Origin of the sequence: Nostoc sp. (assembly GCF_036917655.1) — a bacterium.
GTDB lineage: Bacteria > Cyanobacteriota > Cyanobacteriia > Cyanobacteriales > Nostocaceae > Nostoc.
On the sequence record NZ_JBALCY010000031.1, the window covers coordinates 1 to 21,404 of the forward strand.

At 43.5% G+C, this 21,404-nt stretch carries 23 protein-coding genes and 1 pseudogene; 10 read left to right on the plus strand and 14 right to left on the minus strand.

The genetic code is table 11. The features are described 5' to 3' along the window. Positions 1-114: 114 nt before the first annotated feature. On the plus strand, positions 115-597 hold the full coding sequence (locus tag V7K30_RS13415; RefSeq protein WP_334999855.1) for a hypothetical protein: 483 nt from the start codon (positions 115-117) through the stop codon (positions 595-597). A gap of 269 nt (positions 598-866) precedes the next feature. On the opposite strand, the gene V7K30_RS13420 is transcribed toward V7K30_RS13415, so the two are convergent. The 4 genes from V7K30_RS13420 to V7K30_RS13435 form a co-directional block, all read right to left on the minus strand. Further along, the gene (locus tag V7K30_RS13420) at positions 867-2,183 is read right to left on the minus strand and encodes a Gfo/Idh/MocA family protein (protein WP_334999857.1); all 1,317 of its coding nucleotides are present in this window, start codon (positions 2,181-2,183) and stop codon (positions 867-869) included. Between the two features lie 424 nt (positions 2,184-2,607). Continuing rightward, positions 2,608-3,309: a DUF4142 domain-containing protein gene (locus V7K30_RS13425; protein ID WP_334999859.1), complete on the minus strand. Its 702-nt coding sequence runs from the start codon at positions 3,307-3,309 to the stop codon at positions 2,608-2,610. A 201-nt stretch (positions 3,310-3,510) separates the two neighbouring features. Beyond that, positions 3,511-4,398 carry an NAD(P)-dependent oxidoreductase gene (locus V7K30_RS13430; RefSeq protein WP_334999861.1) on the minus strand — a complete coding sequence of 296 codons (888 nt, stop codon included), beginning with the start codon at positions 4,396-4,398 and terminating at the stop codon, positions 3,511-3,513. Positions 4,399-4,743: 345 nt separating this feature from the next. Further along, positions 4,744-5,814, minus strand: coding sequence for an aldo/keto reductase (locus V7K30_RS13435; RefSeq protein ID WP_334999863.1), 1,071 nt, complete (start codon positions 5,812-5,814; stop codon positions 4,744-4,746). Positions 5,815-6,196: 382 nt separating this feature from the next. Here V7K30_RS13435 and V7K30_RS13440 point away from each other — a divergent pair, with 382 nt between their 5' ends. From V7K30_RS13440 to V7K30_RS13450, 3 genes are all read left to right on the plus strand, one after another. Further along, positions 6,197-6,352, plus strand: a complete 156-nt coding sequence (locus tag V7K30_RS13440) for a hypothetical protein (protein ID WP_334999865.1) — start codon at positions 6,197-6,199, stop codon at positions 6,350-6,352. Between the two features lie 79 nt (positions 6,353-6,431). Beyond that, entirely contained in the window at positions 6,432-6,806 is a 375-nt protein-coding gene (locus V7K30_RS13445; protein ID WP_334999867.1) for a hypothetical protein, read from the plus strand. Then, positions 6,790-6,981 (plus strand): hypothetical protein, encoded by a 192-nt coding sequence (locus tag V7K30_RS13450; RefSeq protein WP_334999869.1) that lies wholly within the window; start codon positions 6,790-6,792, stop codon positions 6,979-6,981. The genes V7K30_RS13445 and V7K30_RS13450 overlap by 17 nt, the downstream gene beginning before the upstream one ends. 99 nt (positions 6,982-7,080) lie before the next feature. On the opposite strand, the gene V7K30_RS13455 is transcribed toward V7K30_RS13450, so the two are convergent. The 3 genes and pseudogenes from V7K30_RS13455 to V7K30_RS13465 all read right to left on the minus strand — a co-directional run bounded on the left by V7K30_RS13455 (position 7,081) and on the right by V7K30_RS13465 (position 8,849). Then, positions 7,081-8,010, minus strand: a complete 930-nt coding sequence (locus V7K30_RS13455; protein ID WP_334999871.1) for a cation diffusion facilitator family transporter — start codon at positions 8,008-8,010, stop codon at positions 7,081-7,083. Positions 8,011-8,177: 167 nt separating this feature from the next. Next, positions 8,178-8,467 (minus strand): annotated as a pseudogene (locus V7K30_RS13460) (xanthine dehydrogenase family protein molybdopterin-binding subunit); the annotation flags it as partial. Between the two features lie 43 nt (positions 8,468-8,510). Then, a complete protein-coding gene (locus V7K30_RS13465) occupies positions 8,511-8,849 on the minus strand; it encodes a hypothetical protein (RefSeq protein ID WP_334999873.1) in 339 nt (112 codons plus the stop codon). A 775-nt stretch (positions 8,850-9,624) separates the two neighbouring features. Between V7K30_RS13465 and V7K30_RS13470 the strand changes: the two genes are divergently transcribed. Together V7K30_RS13470 and V7K30_RS13475 are read left to right on the plus strand one after the other, a co-directional pair. Then, entirely contained in the window at positions 9,625-10,161 is a 537-nt protein-coding gene (locus tag V7K30_RS13470; RefSeq protein WP_334999875.1) for a hypothetical protein, read from the plus strand. A 230-nt stretch (positions 10,162-10,391) separates the two neighbouring features. Next, a complete protein-coding gene (locus V7K30_RS13475; RefSeq protein ID WP_334999877.1) occupies positions 10,392-10,526 on the plus strand; it encodes a hypothetical protein in 135 nt (44 codons plus the stop codon). A gap of 173 nt (positions 10,527-10,699) precedes the next feature. Here the strand turns inward: V7K30_RS13475 and V7K30_RS13480 are convergent, their stop codons facing one another. After that, positions 10,700-11,161, minus strand: a complete 462-nt coding sequence (locus V7K30_RS13480) for an MFS transporter (RefSeq protein ID WP_334999879.1) — start codon at positions 11,159-11,161, stop codon at positions 10,700-10,702. Between the two features lie 371 nt (positions 11,162-11,532). Between V7K30_RS13480 and V7K30_RS13485 the strand changes: the two genes are divergently transcribed. Next, positions 11,533-12,750, plus strand: coding sequence for a glycosyltransferase family A protein (locus V7K30_RS13485; protein WP_334999881.1), 1,218 nt, complete (start codon positions 11,533-11,535; stop codon positions 12,748-12,750). Positions 12,751-13,294: 544 nt separating this feature from the next. Here the strand turns inward: V7K30_RS13485 and V7K30_RS13490 are convergent. The 4 genes from V7K30_RS13490 to V7K30_RS13505 all read right to left on the minus strand — a co-directional run bounded on the left by V7K30_RS13490 (position 13,295) and on the right by V7K30_RS13505 (position 16,481). Beyond that, positions 13,295-13,885, minus strand: coding sequence for a class I SAM-dependent DNA methyltransferase (locus V7K30_RS13490; RefSeq protein WP_334999883.1), 591 nt, complete (start codon positions 13,883-13,885; stop codon positions 13,295-13,297). Further along, positions 13,882-14,631, minus strand: a complete 750-nt coding sequence (locus V7K30_RS13495; protein ID WP_334999885.1) for a PIG-L deacetylase family protein — start codon at positions 14,629-14,631, stop codon at positions 13,882-13,884. Before V7K30_RS13495 ends, V7K30_RS13490 begins: the two co-directional genes overlap by 4 nt. After that, entirely contained in the window at positions 14,621-15,859 is a 1,239-nt protein-coding gene (locus V7K30_RS13500) for an acyl-CoA dehydrogenase family protein (protein ID WP_334999945.1), read from the minus strand. The genes V7K30_RS13495 and V7K30_RS13500 overlap by 11 nt, the downstream gene beginning before the upstream one ends. 217 nt (positions 15,860-16,076) lie before the next feature. After that, positions 16,077-16,481 (minus strand): response regulator, encoded by a 405-nt coding sequence (locus V7K30_RS13505; RefSeq protein ID WP_334999947.1) that lies wholly within the window; start codon positions 16,479-16,481, stop codon positions 16,077-16,079. Between the two features lie 327 nt (positions 16,482-16,808). On the opposite strand from V7K30_RS13505, the gene V7K30_RS13510 reads away from it, so the two are divergent. Both V7K30_RS13510 and V7K30_RS13515 read left to right on the plus strand, forming a co-directional pair. Next, a complete protein-coding gene (locus tag V7K30_RS13510) occupies positions 16,809-17,009 on the plus strand; it encodes a hypothetical protein (protein WP_334999887.1) in 201 nt (66 codons plus the stop codon). Next, positions 17,006-17,272, plus strand: coding sequence for a hypothetical protein (locus tag V7K30_RS13515; RefSeq protein WP_334999889.1), 267 nt, complete (start codon positions 17,006-17,008; stop codon positions 17,270-17,272). The genes V7K30_RS13510 and V7K30_RS13515 overlap by 4 nt, the downstream gene beginning before the upstream one ends. A 149-nt stretch (positions 17,273-17,421) precedes the next feature. Here the strand turns inward: V7K30_RS13515 and V7K30_RS13520 are convergent, their stop codons facing one another. Next, positions 17,422-18,567 carry a SpoIID/LytB domain-containing protein gene (locus V7K30_RS13520; RefSeq protein WP_334999891.1) on the minus strand — a complete coding sequence of 382 codons (1,146 nt, stop codon included), beginning with the start codon at positions 18,565-18,567 and terminating at the stop codon, positions 17,422-17,424. Between the two features lie 171 nt (positions 18,568-18,738). On the opposite strand from V7K30_RS13520, the gene V7K30_RS13525 reads away from it, so the two are divergent. Next, entirely contained in the window at positions 18,739-18,882 is a 144-nt protein-coding gene (locus V7K30_RS13525) for a hypothetical protein (protein ID WP_334999893.1), read from the plus strand. 78 nt (positions 18,883-18,960) lie between these two features. Here the strand turns inward: V7K30_RS13525 and V7K30_RS13530 are convergent, their stop codons facing one another. After that, a complete protein-coding gene (locus V7K30_RS13530) occupies positions 18,961-21,174 on the minus strand; it encodes a GumC family protein (protein ID WP_334999895.1) in 2,214 nt (737 codons plus the stop codon). Positions 21,175-21,404 lie beyond the last annotated feature (230 nt).

Below are 21,404 nucleotides of genomic sequence, written 5' to 3' on the forward strand. Positions count from 1 at the left end.
AATAGCTGCGATGCTTTTAGTAAGTTTTTAATACAATTTTTAATCTTATTTTACGGGCATAGCTAATAATTTGGCATAGCAAGTACTGAAGAACCACTGAATTAGAGGTGGGCTATGTGGTTTTGGGAAAAAGAATCGGTTGAGTACGAGGTATTTAAGAAATACGAACGAGCGCTGGTAACTATCGGTGTGAATTTTACCGATGTGGAAGTCCAAGACGTTCTTGAAGGTTGTTCGTATGATTTAGAGGATGCGTTGCGAAGTGCAATTGAATATGCACTGTGGTTGCGTGAACATGAGAAAGATATTTTCCCGAATGCCTTATTAATTCGTGCGCTACAGGATAATTGGAAGCCGAAAGCATGGCGTGATGAATATTTAGAAAGGGAGATGTTTGAATCGCCTGGGCAACGGTGGTGGAATGCCGCAGCTTCTATGTGGGGACGCGATGTGCGTAATCTATTGGTTGTTGATGTATTTTATGACGAAGGTAGAGAATTTATCAAATTCAGCAACGGTAAAGAAATACTAGTAAAAACTGCATGGGTGTGGGGATGGGAACGATTGCTTGAATATGCCAGCCCAATATCTGTTTAACGATAATGACTTTTTTTGTTGCCTTTGGAGAATGCGGCACACTCCCAAACTATTTAACTGGAGAAAGAGACATCATCTGCGACAATTTGTTGAGCAGGGCTATTTCTAAGTAACTCTCACTACCTCTCGATCGCCACATCCCGATGCTGGTGGATCTCGATAAACGCTTCCAAGTTATGGATATGTTCGGTAAGAATTACCGTCAAATTCTGTCGCTGGCCTCGCCGCCAACTTCCCCGACTATCAAAGTGAGGATAGTATGCACATATTTACTTCAGCATTCGAGGAGCGGGGCCACGAGTGGTATCCAATCCTGACACACGAGGTAGGGTAATGGTTTTGCCTGTTTGTGCGGCTTGGTAAATTAACGCTATCAGTTTTTGGTCTTGCAAACCTTCTTCACCAGGAGTATGGGGTTGCTTATTCTGAATCACACAATCTGCCATGTGATCAATTTCTAAAGCGAACTGATTCTTCTCGCCCATCCGCACTTCGCTGACATTTTCTGCCATGCTGTTAGTTGGCGATTTACGTGAAATCATCATCCGCAAACCGTTGTAAGAGAATGCCGGATCGAGTTGTCCCCAAGCATCAGAGCCGAAGATGCGAAACCGCCGCGCTTCGTGAAAGCCGTAGCTAGTGGAGCAAATCGCTAGCACTCCACTGGGAAACCGCAGCTGGAAAGTAACACTTTCTTCCACCTCTTTGAAACGCGCATCGCCAGGAGTGCTGAAGGTTTGGGCGCTAATTGCGATTGGTTCTTCTCCCGTCAAATAGCGAGTCGCATTCAAGCAATAAATTCCCACATCCGGTAAACAGCCACCTCCAGCTAGAGCGTGTTTCAACCGCCACTGGTTTAAGTCACCACCCTGGTTTTGTCCGTTGTCTGCCTGAATCACCTTCACAGTTCCCAATTCTTTGCTGCGGATTATCTGAATCATGGCGCGATGGTGCGGCTCATATTGGCAGCGATAAGCAATCATCAGCTTGCGATCGGCTTGTTTGCACGCGTCGATCATCTGTTGAGCATCTTCAACCGTGGTTGCCATTGGCTTCTCACACAAGATATGCTTCCCGGCTTTGGCACCACGCACCGTATATTCCCGGTGCATACTGTTGGGCAGCACAATATAAATCACATCAACGTCTGAATTGTTGCGGAGATTGTCGTAATTTTGATAGTTGTAAACGTTCTGCGGTTTGATGCCATACTGTTGGGCAACTTGATTCGCTTTGGCAGCATCGCCACTAACTAATGCAGTTGGCTTTGCTAGTTTACATTCTGCAAACGCAGGCATGATTTCTTCCAATGTCAGTCTGCCCAGTCCAACGATCGCAAATCCCAAGCGTCGCTCTGGAGGCAATGCAGTCGGAGGCCCACCCGTATCCACTTCGGTCTGTGCTGAGATGGAGGGAAACTGAATCTGAGGCGGCAGAGTTCCTCCGTGTGGTGTGGCTTGCTCAGTCGGTTGTTGGGCAGCAACCTGTTCACCCATACTACCAAGTGCGGCGGCTGAAATGGCTCCTAATCCAGCAGTAGTCAGAATCTGACGACGAGAAAATTCCCCTTTAAACAATTCAGGCATCGTGGTTCCTTAATGATTAAATTTTGGACTGATATCAAGTCCGCTTAATAACCGTCATTGTGACCGTTCGCTACTTAGTACAGCATTTCATTAATTCCTAGCAAATTAAATTTGGCAGTCCGTTGCAATGCCAGTGCGTCGGCTGCAATGTTAATGCGTCCCCCTGCAATGCCAATGTATTCCGATACAATGTTAATGGGTCGGCTGCATTGTTAATGCGTCCCCTTACAATGCCAATGCATCCCTTTGCAATGCCAATGCATCCCGATACAATGCCAATGCGTCGGCTGCATTAAAAACGCTACCCTTTTACGCAAAACTGTACTTAACGTTTTCGCAGGGTAGGGAAGCAATCCCAAAAACCCTGCGATTGTGTCATTTAACTCGCAATTGACTAATTACCTGTGATTTACCGGACATCATATTACGGGGTAGTAGTTGGAGTTGGGGTGCTAGTTGAAGTTGGGGTGCTAGTTGAAGTTGGAGTGCTAGTTGGAGTTGGGGTACTAGTTGAAGTTCCAGGATTAACAATGGAACGAACCTGTTGCAGGTGTTCTTGGAGGGTTGGTAGCGCTTGAGCCGCAAATGCTTTCACGTCTGGATCTTGTCCTTGTTGAGCTTCACTTTGAAATGCAGCGACATCCTTTTCATGATCTTGAAGCATCTGATTCAGATATTGGCGATCAAAGTTAGTACCAGAAAGCTTGGATAAGCGTTGCTTGACTTGTTGATTTTTGCTGCCGATACTAGTTGGCAGCGTGACACCTTTTTGAGTCGCCAACTGTTTGAGTTGATTGTTCACCTGGGTGTGATCTTGAACCATACGCTGTCCATACTGTTTTACTGCATCACTAGTTCCATGTTGTGATGCCAGTTGTCCTAGTTGGACTTCTGCTAAACCACCTTGAGCTGCTTCAGTCATGAACTTTCTGTCTGAAGAACTGAGGCTATTTTGCCCTGATGCAGTTGGGGACACAGTTGGAGATGGATTCTCTGTCGTTTGTACAGGCACAGCAGATGGAGCTTCCGATGTATTCTGGTCATGCGGAGTAGTTGGTGTGCAACCAGTCGCCAGAGATAAGGCGATCGCTACTATACCAGTAGAGAATATTTTGAAGTTGGACATAATCAATGCTCTCCTTAGATAAAGCTATATTTTGCAACAGAGAATGAAAAACAAACGCGATCGCCCAATTGGGTACAATCAGTAATGCGATGACGAGTTGAAATCACGAACCAGAAACAAAGCCGATTAATGTGAACTAGATGCCGTCGGTGTGAATTGTGCAAACAGATTTAACTCCAGGTTTTATTTAATAATTTGCAGTTATGATTCAACAGTTACTCCTGCTTCTAACTCCAAAGCTTTGATTAATGCCGATGCATTTTCTTCCCCCCATCCTTGATTAACTGCTGTTTTAATGGTTTCTCTGACAATTGCAGCCGCAGGCATTGGAGAATTTAAATCTTGGGCAAATCGGGCGATCAAATTGGCATCTTTGAGCAAATGCTTTAACGCAAAACTCGGCGTGAAATCGCGATTCACCAGCATTTTGCCTATGCCGTCAAAAATCGGAGAGCGAAAATCTACCACATGCAGCACATCAAGAACGTCTTGTGAATTCAGTCCGGCTTTGGTTGCCAGAATTAGCGCTTCTCCTAACGCTTCGATTTGGGTTGCCACAATCGAGTTACCGATGAGTTTCATCGATGCGCCTTTGCCAGTGTCGCCCAGATAATGGATCGTTTTGCTCAAGGGCTCCAAAATTGGTTTAACTTGCTCAAATATCTCCCGTTTGCCACCAACGACAATCCATAATCCCCCAGATGCGGATTCGTTTTTACTGCCGAAAACGGGAGCATCAAGAAATTCGACGTGCTTTTCGGCATAGGCTGCGGCTTCTTTGCGGGACGTGTCAGGATGAACTGTACTCATGTCGATCGCAATTTGTCCCGATCGCACGTTCGATAAAATGCCATCTTGCCCAAAGACAACTTCTTCAACCACATTATCATTCGAGAGCGAGTACATAATTGCCTCGGCATTTTCTACAGCTTGTGCAGGTGTTTGTGCTTGTGTTGCACCCTGTTCAACTAGAGGCTTACAAGACTCTGGGCTGCGATTCCAAACCGTGACTTCGTAGCCCGCTTTCAGCAAGTTGGTTGCCATCCCACTGCCCATGATGCCGAGTCCTAAATATGCAATGCGTTTCATAATGATGTTTTAAATGGTGTCTTACTTCAAGGAAATAGCGATACTTTTGGCACAGACAAAGTGTGTCAAAGTCAACCGATTTGTACTCTCCCTTCACATCATCGAAGCTTTGAGGATAAATTCATCTTCCAATCGATAGACTCCGCAGCATTCAAGACCGGCATAGCAGTAAATACCCCTGGCTTTTTGTGAAAATGCATCGACTCAAGTGACACAAGAATTGATTTTGAGAGGATGTGCATAACGCATCAACTCAATCTATCTACACCTGCAAAATTGCGTAGGCGTAGCCCGTCGTAGACATCGCTGTTTGCATAAAAACACAGTTGAATATAGTATTAATCTTTACCCCAGAAAAGCTGGATTCATCGCTGTAGTGTCATTTTGGTTTGTGGTCTTATATCGTTCGTACAGCCCTTTAGCCGCTGCCTCACGGGTACGCGCTAACAGTGCTGTAACTTGTGCCTGATCCATTGGCTTAAACGTGCGAACTGCCTCAAACGCTTGGTCTAAAATTCTCATGCTATCGATACCCGTAATTACAACTGAGGTTGGCAAATTCATTGCGTAGTGCAGGCAGTCAATCGCACTGACAGTGTTGCTTCTGAGAATGTAAGACTCCCCGATCGATTTCATTCCCAGCACACCAATGTTGTTTTTTACCAGCACAGGTAAAACCTGATGTTCAAAACTTCTAAAATGGGCATCCATCACATTCAATGGCATCTGTACGGTGTCAAAGCGGAAACCATTTTGTGTGGCAGTTTCCAGCATCTGAAGGTGAATCAGGGGATTCTTGTGTCCTGTGAAACCGATATAGCGAATTTTGCCCGCTTTCTGCGCTTCGACAACTGCTTCCATCGAACCGCCAGGAGCAAAGACGCGATCGGGGTCTTCAAAGCGCAGTATTTCATGATGCTGCACTAAATCAATGTGATCTACCTGCAAATCTTTGAGCGATTCATCAATCTGCATCTTGGCAGCACCTTTGGTGCGACCATCAATTTTCGTCATTAGGAAGACCTTTTGACGATAGCCCTCCTTAAGAGCATTTCCCATCCAACGGTGGCTACGTCCGTTGTGATAGTCCCAAGAGTTATCCATAAAGTTGATGCCGCGATCGATGGCACTGCGGATCAGCTTGATACTTTCTTGCTCCTCTTCAATTTTTCCAATGTGAAAGCCACCCAAGCCAATTACAGATACTTGTTCTCCGGTGCGTCCGAGGTTGCGATACAACATTTCGCCGCGTCGAGTTGGAGTGGGTGAACTTTGGGTTAGCAGTTGAGTCTTTTCATCAACAGGTTCTGTTTGAGCTAGGAGCGGCTGCAAAAATCCTTCCGAAACTGCAAGTCCTGCCGCCACTAATCCCGAAGCAGAAGCAGTTTTCAACAAGCTGCGTCTACTGATTTCCATAATTGTCTCCTACAAGCAACAACAGGAATGAGCCGTATAGTAGCACGACTATCTGGCACAGGGACTCTAACTAAGGTGTGTTTTGAAACATACTTCGTAAGAGGCATTCACAATGCAAGCCGATGCATTCCCAATCTAAGTTGATGCATTCCCAATCTAAGTTGATGTATTCACAATGCAAGTCGATGCATTCACAATGCAAGTCGATGCATTCCCAATGCAAGCCGATGTATTCCCAATGCAAGCCGATGCATTAGGAATTTCTAAGAAATCATCGAAGCAGAACGAACCACAGAGGCCCAGAGGGCACGGAGAAATGAAGAGGAGAGAGGATTGTTGTAGAAGATTTTTGGATGTTTTTTAATTTGGAAGTCCCTTAAGAATGCAAGCCGATGCGTTGCAAAAGGCGAATAGAATTCGCTACTACACAAACGAAGTTCACCTTTCCTGCGGAACGCTACGCGAACGTGGACTAAGAGAAAATCAAAGATTTTTAACCCACGGAGGTGGGTTTTGTCTGTCTAGCCGCGACTTCTAGTCGCCAGGGCTTTATATCACTGGTAGTTTTTTGGTTGTAATGGGTACATTAGATGTACACTATACGACTGTATATATCTATGACTATCCAAGATACAACACGCCGTTTGCGCCCTCAAAGCATCAGTCAAGATATTAGCTCATTTCACGGTTTGCAAACCGTCAGCACTTACAACACAACTCGTGCTGATGCCTCGGCTGCAAACTTACAGGAAGTTTATCAGGCGATGTTGATTTCTCAACAAACTGAAACCGAGAAACTAGCTTTATACCGTGCTGCTTCTGATGCTGCCCGATTAGGAGAATGGGAATTTCATAATGCTGTATTAGCTATGAAAGAAGTTGTGCGTGGGCAATATGGCTCAGATAGCGATCAAGCTCAAGCTGTGGGACTGAAGAAAAAATCAGACCGCAAGCGTCCTTCTCGCAAAAAGCCAGTTGCGATCGCCAGTTAATCAACTTAATTGGGTTTGGAAACGAGCGATCGCCAATTGTATGATTGAGCTTTCATCGTTTCGGCAATGCCTACGGCTGGCTACGCCTACGCATTTGCAATATTCGGCGTTGCAGTTGATGAGAGATGCGATCGCACGATTCCTTAAAGCTCAACGGCAGCAATTAAGGGACTGACAAAAAATAAATTATCCAAAATTATTTATCCGTTTGTAGGGGATCTTGTCCTTGCGCCCCTACGATGGGATGTTTTTTTAACTGGAAGTCCCTAATCTGTTATCTCATATCTTGCATTTGCTGATTGCTCGGACGCTCCAGCTCCAAATCTTCCCAAGAAACTGGATCTTCTACAGGTTCCAGGTGAGTTGTAACGTGGGTTGAAGGCAGCACCCGAAGAATAGTAAGCTCAATTACCTCGCACAAATCATGCCCTTGTTGCACTGTCCAAGATCCAGGCACAAGAACATGAAAGGAAACAAAGCGGAGGGTTCCAGCAGTGCGGGTTCGCAAGGCATGGAACTGAATGTCCTGATGTTTGTACTCGTCAAGGATGCTCTTAATTACGTCAATTTCTTTTTTAGGCAAAGCTGCATCCAGTAACGCGCTACTAGTTTCCCGCAGCAAACGAAATCCTGTCCAAGTAATATTTGCTGCTACTATCAGTGCGACAATAGGATCAAGCACGAGAGCGCCTGTTACTTTGACGAGCAAGATTCCAACTACCACACCACCCGAAGTCACTACATCGGTAAATAGGTGGTGAGCATCAGCCCTCAGTGTAATGGAACGCAATCTTCGCCCTGCCCGTAGCAAGATAAAGGCAACAACACCGTTGATTGTGGTTGCAAATAGGGAGAGTGCCAACCCCAATCCCAGCTGTGTTAACGGTTCTGGATGCAACAAGTGTCCCCAAGCTTCAACAGCAATGCTAATGGCTGCCACTATAATCAACGCACCTTCTGCACCACTGGAGAAGTATTCGGCTTTAGAATGCCCAAAGGCGTGTTCGGTATCGGCTGGTTTATCAGCATAGGTCAATGCCCATACAGCGACCAATGCTGCCACAAGATTTACAATTGATTCAATAGCATCTGAAAGCAAACCTACTGACCCGGTTAGCAAGTAAGCGCCAAACTTTAGGGCAATAGTAACGATTGCTGCTGCAATTGACACGAAAGCGTAGGAGCGGGCTGTTCGACTACTCATCTCGGTCACGGAGGTAACTACAGTGATTCCGAACTAAGAGTACCAAATTTGACTTTAATCGTCATCAGCCCTGAGACTTCTACTGATTGGTAAAAGAAACTACAGGATATCATTGCCATCGCCGAAGTGTGATTGAGCTTTCATCGTTTCGGCGATCGCAAATCTATCTAAAGCAGCTTGTCTAATGTAATTGGCAAATCACGTCCGCGCTTACCTGTGGCATGATAAACAGCGTTAGCGATCGCCGCCGCAGTTCCGGTAATCCCAATTTCACCAATTCCTTTGACACCAAGCGGGTTGATATGTGGATCGTGTTCATCAACAAACAACACCTCAATATGAGGAACGTCTGCATTGACTGGTACGTGATATTCAGCTAAATCGGCGTTGACAACATGCCCCGATGAGGGGCTGTTACCGTGTGTTCCATTAACGCCATACTGATACCCAGGGTTAGCGCATCTCAAATGCTATTGGATTTCGTGACCAATGATTGCTATCTACGCACTCGTCGAAGTATTTTTACTCAAAGCTTCTGCTTTCCTTTTTGCATTCACTTTGGGATATTTGCTTAGGACAGGAGTGATTACATCTATTTTTTCCGAAAATGGTATTGACATGGATGCATTAGAGCTAATCTCTTTTGTTTGAGGCTTGTCCTCTATGGTAGCTTCCCATGAGTAGTTGCAGATTTTACTGTGAAGTAGTGTACCTAGTGTTACATTAATTACAAAGGCAAAGGAATCTACAAAGATTATGTCCACAGCCCGATTAATCATGAGTCCCTCTTGAGCTAAATTGAGCTTCAAGTGATAGTTGAAGTAGACTACACCAGGCATTATGCCTTTTCCAGAAATCTACCGAAAACGGCATTGCAATTTGGGTTCGGTAGCTTGATTGCATATAAAAGAGGGAAAACTGAAAATAGTTGGAAATAACGCGATCGCACAAGCAGCAAAGCTTACCCTATGGTGAAATCTGGGCAATTCGCATTTTTCCATCTGTACGTGTCAATGCCACAGACTAACATACCGTCCCCATACTCGACCCCATGATAATTAGAGCAACTAGCCCTTTCAAGGTGGGTAAAAATTTTGGTCAATAAATTCCTCTTTAAGCTCTTTACTCTGTGTCATCTGCGCCTAATAAGGTTAAAAAAATTACTTTTAAACCGCATAAGTACAGAGAGCGATGAGAAAAAATAAGAGATTTTACGAGTCACCTTCAAAGGGCTAATTTCTAAAAAGCTGCCTGCAAGTAACGGCATCCATCTTTCTACTTTGATGATGAATGGTGGCATAATATATCTCTCTAATCAAGCCATGTTAATCACGCTAAACCACAACTCATTACCAGAATATTCAGCATTTAATTAAATCTTTATCTGCTCTTTAATTAGATTTAATCGGAAAATTATCCAGCATTTCTTTCAGTTATATTTTTATCTCAATAAATAAAAATGTATGTTTACAAATAGTTTAGATTAGCACTTATGAGCCTTAAATAACAGATGCTTATTCTCATCACCAAGATGTTACAGTTTGTCACTACAATCGGAGAATTTTTTGGGATAATTGAAAAGATAATAACTTTACTTTCTGGCATTTCGCAATTATGAACCCTAACCTTAAAGAGATATCCCCAAATTTGCCCCGGCGTCAAATTATCAAAACTGCTCTCACCTTTGTGGCTGGTTTAACTGCGACATCACTGGTATCTTTTTTGATTCCCAAATCCACAAAGCCAGCACAAGCAATTGTTGTGCAACGACCAAATGAGTTTGAACTTAAGGGCGAAGATACTGACATTCAGTATTCAATTCTCAATGGAGTTCCACAGCTTGATTACAGAACTCAAAACATTTCCACTCATTTCAGTGGTAACGAAATTCAGACATTAGCTACTGATATCGGTACACTACTGACGGTAATTATTAGCAAGCCACCAAACCCTAATTTAGGAGGAAATAGAGTCAAACTGAGCTTACTCTTACCAATTATCAACCTAGCTATCGGGACTAAAGAAGCTCCTGTCCAAACCGAAGCCATTTTAACTACTGAAAAAACATCAGGATTTATCCGTACTCCTCTGTTTGGACAATTACAGTCATATCAGACTCTCGTACTCAAGGGAACCGCTAGATACCGCTAGATACGGCAAGTCAGGAGACATCACTCCTTAAGAAATATCTAGCAGCCAACTCAATCATCAGTATGTTCAACTTAGTTACAGTCAGCCGTCTCTGTGACAACTGACAAATACAGTAGTGCCTCTGTACCACGACTGATTCGAGGCACCCAATCTTTCAGATTTGAGTGTTGGCTCTGATACCCATGTTTCACTTCGTTACACGGCAAGGGTGCGGAGGGAAAAGCTCTTTTATGAATACAGTGGAGAGCGATCGCTTGCGGCATTTTGTTCGCGATCGCTCTTTTGGTATGGGTTGTGAATATCTCCAAAATATTAAAACGCCTTTTCGTACCGTATTGCAATCCAAATCTGACCAAAATCTCTAATTTCTATGCTGGTTCCATATATTTAGATCAGCGGGAAACCAAGAGCTTTAGCTTTCGTTTATAAGAGGTAATGAGAAGATTGGGAGCGATCGCTTTAACGATAAAATCTTAGAGCGCCAAAGTGAAAACTTGTTTTCACGAAGCCATCAACAGATTGCTCAAGAAACAAAATATTAAGCCGTTTTGGTTCTATCTTCCGATTGTGATTCTTTCGTTTCCGGCATTTTCAGCCAAAACCATAGAAGTCCGATGGCAGCGATTACGCCTAGTGTGATAAAACCAATCTTATAACCAGCTGCTTTGACAATCACCATATAGCTAATTGCAACGGCTAGGGTAGCGATCGCAATCAGTAACCGTTTGTGACCGGAGGCATCAACTAGCGCACCCGTTGGCGTTTGTGCCAGAATTCCAGCAATGCTTGTGGCCGATAGAGCAATACCCACTTGGGCAGGATTCCAATGACGATCTGCGGCTAAGAAAATTGCCAAGTAAGGTTCAAAAACATCTCGCACATCGCCCAAGGAAAGGTTGAGCCGATCCAGACTACGAACAGATGTGCTTTTAGAATTACCCAAGGAATGTTTATAACGACCAAAAAGCAGGTTATTAATCTTGCGTTTAAGTTTTTGCATAAATCTGCTTTGGTCTGATTTGTTACTATTAAAATAAAAATATTAATAATATGTAATATTATTGGTCTCATTCTTCAGACTGATTATTAATAAAAAAATTAACTAAAATAGATGATTTCGTAGTCTGAAATTTGACGTTAGCAAAAAGATATGAAGACTATATAAAGACTATGCCTTGATTAGTAAAGCTTTTAGTAAGAGCAGACAGACGGTAATTTTTGATAGCTTCTGTTGGGAGAGTTTTAATTACCACTAATCATACTGTAGGTAGATTCCAAATAAATGAGAAAATATCGAAAATAGAGTTACAAATATTAATAATTTTCGACTGTAGATGAATATACTGTGTCGTTGTTCCTGGAGATGGAAAAATGGTTTTTATGGAAAGTAAGCGCTTGTTTTTCGTTGCTGACTTTCCATCTGTACAACTTGATAAAGACTTTTCTCAACCTTTAGTCAAAATACCGCCGTCACCGCATTGTGAAGTTTGTGTAATTGTTCCAGTTCGCAATGAAGCTCAGACGTTGGCAGCAACCCTTACTGCCTTAATACATCAAGTTGATCTAGAAGGACAGCTTTTAGATCCCAGACGCTACGAAATAATTTTGTTAGCAAATAATTGTAGTGATGATTCAGCAGATATAGCCCGGACTTTCGCTCAACAACATCCAGATATAGTACTGCATGTAGTTGAAAAAACTCTGCCTCCTGCGGAAGCATATATTGGTCGAGTCCGTCAGATTTTGATGGATGAAGCATACCGCCGTTTGTGTAGCTTAGGACGTACAAGGGGGGTAATTGCTTCAACTGATGGAGACTCGCAGGTAAGCCCAACTTGGATTGCTGCCAACCTATACGAAATTAACTGTGGTGCTGATGCTGTAGGTGGGCGAATTCTTGTTGAACGCGCTGGTCGTGCTGATTTAGACCCTTACGCCAGAGCTTGCTATCTGCGTGAAGTAGGCTACCGCTATTTAATTACCGAATTAGAAACTTATCTTGATCCCGACCCTTATGACAGCTTTCCCCGCCATTATCAACACTATGGGGCAAGTTTGGCAGTAACAGCAGAAATGTATGCACTCGCAGGAGGCTTACCGGCAGTGCGGACTCCTGAAGATGTAGCTTTTTACCGTGCCTTAGTACGGGTAAATGCCCGTTTTCGTCACAGTTCCCTAGTGCGGGTAGTAACTTCGGCAAGACAAATCGGACGTACCAATGTTGGTTTAGCAAATCAACTGAGTAAATGGATAGAAATGGGAAGGCAACAGCAACCATTTGTAGTCGAGCCAGCAGGGGCTATCGAAACTCGTTTTGTTGCACGTCGCCAATTACGAGTGATGTGGGGGTGCGCTCTCAATGGCTATCAGCCAAGTCATCACGGCGTCGTCTCCTTGGCAGAGATGCTGGGAGTTTCAAGCCAATGGCTTGTGCAGAAATTGAGCCAACCTTATACCTTTGGTCAGTTGTTTGAACAAGTCGAAGAACGCCAGCAGTCAGAAGAAACTTGGGCTTCGCGCTGGAAATACGTGGAAATTGAACAAGCAATTGGAGATTTGCGTTTGCGTCTTGAGAGTTTGCGTCAGTAATTGCTAAGAGGTTATATCATGTCCGCCAAATTACTACCCATAATAAAAGAACCCCACCCCCAACCCCTCCCCGCTCTTCGGGAGGGGGCTATGATGTACCTCATGTGATTAGGAAACGCTATATTAGCTCTCGTTATTACTGAACAGGTACTAAGTAAGTGGGTCAAATTAAATATAAAACCTCACCCTGCCTCCGGCTTCCCTCTCCTTACTAAGAGGATGTTTGAAAAGTCATGATTGATGTATCAAATATTTTTTTACCCCACCCTAACCCTCCCCTTATAAAGGGGAGGGAACTGGATTTTCTTGTTTCCCCCCAATATATCGGGGGGATTAAGGGGGGTAAGAATGTGATTAAAAGCACAATATACCACTTTTGAAACATCCTCTAAGGAGAGGGATTGAGGGTGAGGTTTGATCTTATATTTAATTACGTCTACCTACTTAACAAGAAGCTATTACCCTACAGTAGGGTAATGCTTCCAAAGTGGTTTCTTCTAAAAGTTAAAATCTAAACACCAAAAAATAAGGTAGGTTTTATTTCTTAAACTCGCTCGAATAAATCAAGTCGATATTCTTCCTCCCGTTGACCTTTTAAATGCCGCAGTTTATTTGGGGCCAATTCAAAAAACGAGTTATGAACTTCATCCCCACTCAAGGGATAATCACGGGCATAGAGTGTCCAATGAACTAATAATAAATGTCCTCCAGGTTCCAGGTGTTCTAAAATGCACTGTTGGGATTTTTTCAGGTCTTCCCAGCTCCAGTAATAGCCAACTTCTGAGACTAGGGTCAAATCAAACATCTGATCAGGATATTCCTCTGGGACACGCATAATCTGGAAGTTGACATTGGAGAGATGCTGACAACGCTCTTTTGCTCTATTCTGCGCCAGTTCTGATACATCAACTGAGAATAATCTGTCACAACGCGCTTGTAGCTTCTCAGTTAAAACGCCAATGGAACCACCGATTTCAAAGGCAGACCGATAGCGCTCTTTGGGTAAAGCTGCGATCGTGGCAGCATATTTGTTAGCTTCGTATTCCCTCGTCTCAAACTTCCACGGGTCGGGGTCTTCGCTGTAGAGTTTATCGAAGTAGCTGGGTGGTAAGGAGTCTGATTGTAACGGGTTCATTGGATTTCCTCTATATAAACTTCCCAAGGATGAGTAAAGTTTGCTAACATTTCGGCACTCAGGCGAAAGCCTTCTGGGTCATCATCAATTAAGTCTGTAATTTGGGAAAGATAAGCAGCGATCGCTTGCTGTTTCAACTCCACCACCGTGCTAATATTTAACCGCCAAGTTGTCACCTTAAGAGATGTGGGCAGACTCTCCCGTTGCTCTGAGTCCCAATCCCAAATCGGATACTCAATCAATCGGGGGGATAAGCGCAAATCATCCAGTGCTGCATGAATTAACTTCCACGTCGCTCGGTGGTCTGCGTGAGGGTCATATCGCCACGGTAAAAAGATAATTTCTGGGGCGATTTCTGTGATATAAGCACGACAACTCGCTACTGCACTTTGATATTGTGTTGGAATTGACCCATCCTGCATTCTCAAGAAGGTGACGTCATTAATCTCAACACCCAATAATTTCAATGCTGATAGCGTTTCCGCTTCCCGTAAATCCCGGAGTTTATCTGCCGGATATTTCTGGGAACGAGGGTGTGAAAGAGTACCATCACTGATAACTAAAACTTGCACATGACAATTTAAAGACCGTAACAGAGCGATCGCACCCCCACAACCTAATGTTTCATCATCAGGATGGGGTGCAACGATTAGCGCCCGACTACAAGCGATCTCGTGAACTGAACGCCAGGGCAAAACGCTAGGATTGTTTAGTGGTAATCCAATCAAGCCGAACTTATTCATCATTCCAAAGCATTGAAGCAGGATTACTTTGCTGCAAGACATACTGACCGACATTTGCCAAGGCCGCATCAAAAGCCGGTTGACGCAGATATAGAGTCAAATCTCGGATAATGCGTTCCATCGGATTTGGTGGTAATAAGCCGCGAGTCCCAACAGAACGTTGACACAAATGCATTACATCAATGCAAATTTGCTCAATTGCTGTCCTCACCATGTTTGCATAAGCTACGAGTTGATCTGCTTGCGGGTGGGGATCTGTAGGATTGCCACCAAATACAGGCGCATAGGCTGCTACCTGATCCGCAGCCCCCCGCAGCCAGAGATTACCACTTTCAATGGCGATCGCCATTTTGCCAAGCCGTTCCCGTTGATATGGATCATTTGTATATTCCAACTTTTGGAGATACTGGCGAGTCAGGTTAAACAATGCTTCTGCCCCACCTAATTGCACAGCAGCAAACCGAATCACCCCAACAGACAACCAAGGTTGGCGAAAGTAATCTCCTGGTTGGCCAATTAAAGCGCTCTGATCCAACTCTACACCGCTAAAATCCACTTTGTAACTAGCAGTAGCTCGCATCCCAGAAGGTTGCCACCAAGATGGATCACTAACTGTTGTCACTTCCTCCATCGGCACAATGCATATTTGCCAACCGCCGTCTGGCAATACTCCATTCACGAAAGGACGTTCAACATAGCCTGCACCAGTACAAAACGTTTTAGAACCTTCTAGGCGATAACGTCCATTCTCAAAAGGAATTACCTTGACACCATCAGAGGCTTCAGCATTCCAAACGCCAAATATTTTCTGGCGATCGCGGGCATCACGAGCGTAACTTGTGATTTGTTCTACAGTACCAAAGGTTTGAATCAGTTGCAGGGCGTTGATATGTCCTTCATAAATTCGGCCAACTGCCAGATTGCCATGCCCTATCTGCTTTAATAGGATCAAAAGCTCGTAAGTAACATTAGCATCTATTCCTGCACCCCATCCGCCTAATTCTTTTGCCAATGGTGCAGCTAACAACCCAGCCTTAGCAATCAGATCGAACTCCTGCTTAGGAAAAGCACTATTGCAATCTATAGCACTGGCATTGTTTGCACAATAATCAGCAATTTCCTTAGCATGTTTTAGATCCAGAGCAATGTTGGAATCATGCCATTTTGGGGTGACGACATTCTTTGATAGTTGGATGCTAATAGCTGACTCCTTTTTGTAATATTTCTTTATATACTATCGATATTAATGAAATTAAGTAGATTAATACCTCTATCTTTTGTGTGATTCTATACTCAATAAAAAGGGAGAAAATTAAAATACCTCTAATATCGTGTCCGGCTAAAGACTTATCATTAAGGCTGCAAGGGGGCAGGGAGTTCTTAGCAGGGGGAGAAAGAGCAGCGCGGGCGGCAGTTGAGTTAGCACTAGCATCGGGTGTTTTTCATAATTACCAATTACAAGAAGCAACCAAACTAGCCACTATCTCAACTAGTTCTTCTGGAGCAATCGGTTTAGATACATGAGTGTCAAAGCCAGCTTCCAAGGCACGGATACGAGCCTCACTATCAGCATAGGCTGTTAAAGCAATAGCCGGGACTCGTCCACTATTCTTTGGTTTGAGCGCCCGGATTTTGGAGATGAAACTGTAGCCATCCTCCCCAGGCAACCCAATATCACAAACTAAAACATCGGGTTGCAATTCGGACAAGACTTTGCGTGCCGCTGCTGCTGATGTCACTGCTATAACTTTTGCTCCATCCATTTCCAACACAGTAGTAATGAAAAAGCGAGTATCATCATCATCCTCAACTACCAGGATATCTAAATCAGCAAGAGTTCCAGAAGGTTGCATAATAAACGACATTTTATCCTTACTTGCTGTGACTTTTACCCCATTTAGAGCTTCTTTTAGAGCAGATTTTTGGTTCACAAAAGTAGATTGATGTCCTCTGAGTGTTGATGAGATACCAAAGCAGGCTCTTTTAACAAAAAATGATTCAACACCATAATTCCAAAAATATAGCTTGGTGACTACTACCGCTTTATCCATTTTCCTACTGCAAGGCCACTTCGCACAAATGGAATTTAAGCGTGATTAGGAAGTCTCCAATCATCTCGATTATCTATCCACTAGCCAACATCAGCACGGCTTCTGATTTTCAAAGGGAGTGTGGATGGTTTGAGCGATCGCATCCAAGAACTATTTGACCAACTCACACTTGAACAGGTGATGTCTGTCTCTTCTTATAACTTTATCCTAGAAGCACTTTTCTATGCGGCTTCACATGAAATTGGTTTTAGTCCTCTTCTGTCACTTTCGGCAGAGAGTAATCTCAAATCCCTATTTTTACGTCTTTTGGCAACAAGGAAAGTTAAATGACAAAATATGAATGCACCAAAATATTAAATATTATTAAGCATTGGATAGAGCCGAAAATGTTGGAAGGCTCCTATTTTAAGGGCAGCAAAATTACCACCAATAATTATAAAATTTATAGTGCGATACCTTCTCTACGAGATGTACTCGCGTTCGCTAACGCACTCTTTCAACAGATACACAAATGCGATCGCTTTGTAGGGCAGGCATTACGCCTGCCTTTAAGTTTTGGGTGTTCTGACAAATACGATACTGCTCGCCGATAAATGCAAATGAAAACCACTTATGCAAAAGACTGCATAAGCTGCGCTCACAAAAAGCAATAATAATTTATTTTCCCTATTCCCTACTCCCCATTCCCTATTGTCAAGACAGGTTTATAAATTTGGACTTTTGAATTAACTACAGGAGTAGACTACTTCGCTTGAATTGGTGTTAGGGCTACACCTTGATAATAATGTCCCAAAATTTGCAGGTGGTTCACTCCTTGCCGAGCTAGATTGTACGCGCCCCACTGACTCATACCTAAACCATGACCAAAGCCAAGCCCTTGCAGTACAAAACTACCATCGGCTCCCTTGGTGACAGTAAAGCGGGTACTTTTTAACTTCAGGGCTGTCCGCACTTCCTCACCCTGTAGCACCTTCGTACCCCTGTTGCCGACAATTTTCAAGACTTTAACACTGCGGAAAGGCGAGTATGTCTCTGGAATCATATCCTTGACATTGCCCACCTCAGGAAATTTCGCGCTAATTTCAGTAGGTGAGAAGGTTTTCACCCAACTACACTCGCGGATATTTTGATCGTAGTCTTGAACAGCACGTAGATAAGGCTCGTTGCTTCCCCAAACGTCTTCCACGTTTTCGGTATGTCCTCCAGAACAAGCGTGGAAAACTGAGAGAATAATCCGGTTTTTGTAAGTTAGTACCTGCCCTAGTGTGGAATCGACTGCGGCGTAAGTAGAAGGAGCTTCACTGATTACACCTTTGTAAATTTGCCAACGATCCGGGGTATTGCCTAAATCGTAAACGGGATTATTCCGTTGTTTTTCTCGTTCGTAGAGGGCATAAGTACGGGCTGCGATCGCCTGGGCTTTTAAAGCTTCTTGGGGCCAGCTAGCATCCATTTCGCCACCGAGAACGCTGTAGAGATATTCTTGGTCATCAACCCAGTTAACAGCGGTTAAGCCTTTTTCTGTGGGAACAACCAGAGTTCTGCCGCGATACCAGCGATCGTTTATATAAACAAATCCTTTACCTGTTGGCTCAATCCAAAATAAACCAGACTGCCACTTATCTAAAGCAACTCCGCCAGGAATGGCTTGGGCATAATATGCACTCATCGCTGGTAACTGTCCGAGAGTCCGGCCGGTACTATCCTTGACGATCCCAGTGGTGGAACTGCCGACTTTTACCTGATTAACCCCTCTTTCAATTGCCACGCGCAGAATTACAGACGCTTGGGCTGGGGCAACCAAAGCAATCCACAAGAGGACACTTACCCACCAATGACGGACTTTAATCTGGGAAAATAAAAAGCCTAAGTAAAGTTGGAATTTCATGCTGGTCATCTAATCACACTAGTATTTAATTGACGCTCTGGATTATGGCGTCTACTACTTTAAGATGAGACACTTCTCCAACGCAGGAGGTTGCCACCTCCTACTAATTATGCATTTTGCTTTAGCTATAAGGTAGAAATCAGTTAATCTTGACACTTTATCTTGGCAAAAGTGTCTACCTCTGGTATTAGCGATCGCGCTTACCGGAAGTTGCCATCCGTGGTTCATCCTACAAATATCAGCGCGGTTGCATTTGAAAACCGCTTAAAAGAGGACACGGGAACACAGGTTTTAAGAGCGTTGCCCTTCGGGTGACGCTACCCACAGTCGCTAACAAACTCGACGGAAACCGTCTTCCTGGCCACGTTTCCCACTCTTTGCCTCTTCTTCAGTCTACGATGCCAAGACCTTTTGAGAATTGCTCACTTCATTAGCGATAATTCCGATTAAATTCAACTTACTCAAAATTTCTGTAGCTTGAGTCAGTTCAGTTCGGGTCACTTTCCCCATGCGTTCTACCATTACGATACCATTACAAAAAGATGCCACAATCCTGGCATCAACTGTGCCTAAAATAGACGGAGCATCTATCAGTACTAAGTCATATGTTTGCTCAAACAATTCTATTAGTTCTTTCATCCGTTGAGAACTAAGCAACTTCACCGTGTCTTCTGGTTCCGGCCCAGCAGTCAAAATATCAATGGAGGGGTGAATGGGCTGAATGTATTCTTGAAAATGAGTAGTTGTCTCATCAACTAATAACAGAGATAGTCCCCAATCATTGGATAGTCCCAGTATTTTGTGCAGGCTGGGATGATGTAGGTTAGCATCAATTACTAATACCCGTCGATGCATTCGGATAGCACTAGCTACAAGCCCTAATACTAAGGTTGTCTTTCCTTCGCCTGGTAATGCTGAAGTCAACATCAGCGACTTGAAAGGCAAGGGATATTTTAATATTTGAATATTTTGGTAGATCATGTCCAGCGTTTCATGGACGGGCAATCTAGTAGTGGCTTCTACTACAGAGTCATCTGAACTGCGCCGCCCATTCCAAGGCAGTCCCAGCCGTCGCTTTTTTACACCACGCAACGGGAGTTTTGGTACTGATCCTAGTACACGGAGGTTTGTCAGTTTCTTTAAATCTCCCGCACAATAAATAGCGTCATTAAACTTTTCCAAAATTAGGGCTGCTAAGATACCTAAAATTGGCCCAATTACCACTCCCCCAACCAAAAGTAATAATCTGTTGTTTCCCATATAATTACCCAGAGTAGGTTCTGCCAAAACTTGCCAGTTATATCCTTCCTGAGCAATTTTTAGTCCCAAGGACTGTTGCGCCTGGAGCAGTTGTTCAAGGGTTTTGTGACTAGTTTCTACCTTTGGCAACAGACGGTTATACTCTGCTATTAAGCTTGGGTATTTGTTTAGATCAGAACGGAGTCGCTGTTCTGACTCGGCGAGATTCTTTTCATTGGCAGTTAGTCCTAATACAGTTGTCTGCACGAGAATAAACTCGTCTACTAGCGTTGGATCAACTCCTACCATTTGCCCTTTAAAGAGCGGCTCTCCCTTACTGCTAGTAGTAATAGCTTTCACCTCTTGTCGTAATAGCGACAGTTGACTTTGGCGTTGCTGCTTTAGCTTTTGTACCGATGGGTAATCGTCTGTATAGCGCAGCCGCTCCTTAGCCAATGCTAGTTCAGTCTTTTGAATTTCACTCAATAGTGCTTGGTAGCTGCTTGAGTGATTTAAACGAGAAGAAATTAGTTCATTCTGCTGGGACGAAGACGCTATTTGTTGCTCTAGGTTATCGTAGCGAGCGTTTACATCTTGAAGGTTGGCACGAGTTGTTTGTAACTGTTGTTGAATATCGGCTAGAGATTCTAACAGGATTTTACTTTGGACTTCAGGATTGAGTAATTTATGTTTCTTGCGAAACTGTTCCAAATTTTTATCAGCTTTACTCACCTCTTTTTTTATCTCAGGTAGGCGAGCGTTTATAAAACCCAGTCCCTGATTCAGACGTTCTTTTTGTTGCTCTTTGTTGTAGTTTTGATAGACTTGCTGTAGAGATTGAAGTACTTTTTGTGCTTTGAGTGGATCGTCATCATTGAAGGAAACTTTAAATACTTGACTAAAAACTTTATTAGCTCCTATGCCTCCCTCTTGTGGAGCCACTTCTAGAGATGCTTTTTTGTTCGGTTCTGTTTGACCATTGATATCCTCTAAGGTAATATCAGGATAATCAGAATGAAGTAAATCTACTGCTTTCTGAAGCAACTTAGAACTCAGCATGAGTTTCATCTGAGTAGTGGAATCAAGAACTTGAGAATTGGAATCAGCAACCTGAGTATCTGCCTCTACTGGGATATTATTTGACTGTGCCCCTTGAGATAAATTAGAACTCACCAATATCTGCATATTGCTCTGGTAAGTAGGTTTGGCAATGGCAGCCAGGAGGCTAGTAGCTGATATAACTACACAAGAAACTCCCAAGATCAGAAAGCGGCGGCGAAGCAAAATAGTAGATAGTTGTCTGATGTCAACTGCGCGTTGTGCTGAAGTAGTAACCTGTTGCTCTTGATTCAGACTAGTCTTAACCACTATCAAACTCCTCTAATATCAAAACACTATATTTATTGGGAAGATTTCTGAGAAATGTGATTTTTTTACACCAATAGCCGCAATAGTATACTTAATTTTTCTTCCAACAATGACAAGCTCACTTGGCACAAGATTATGCCAACTGGCGCTTTCATGTTCATCAATTCATGCATATCAATTCTTAATCAGTGTTGGAAGAATAAATTTTCGATAAATATTTTATTTAAGGA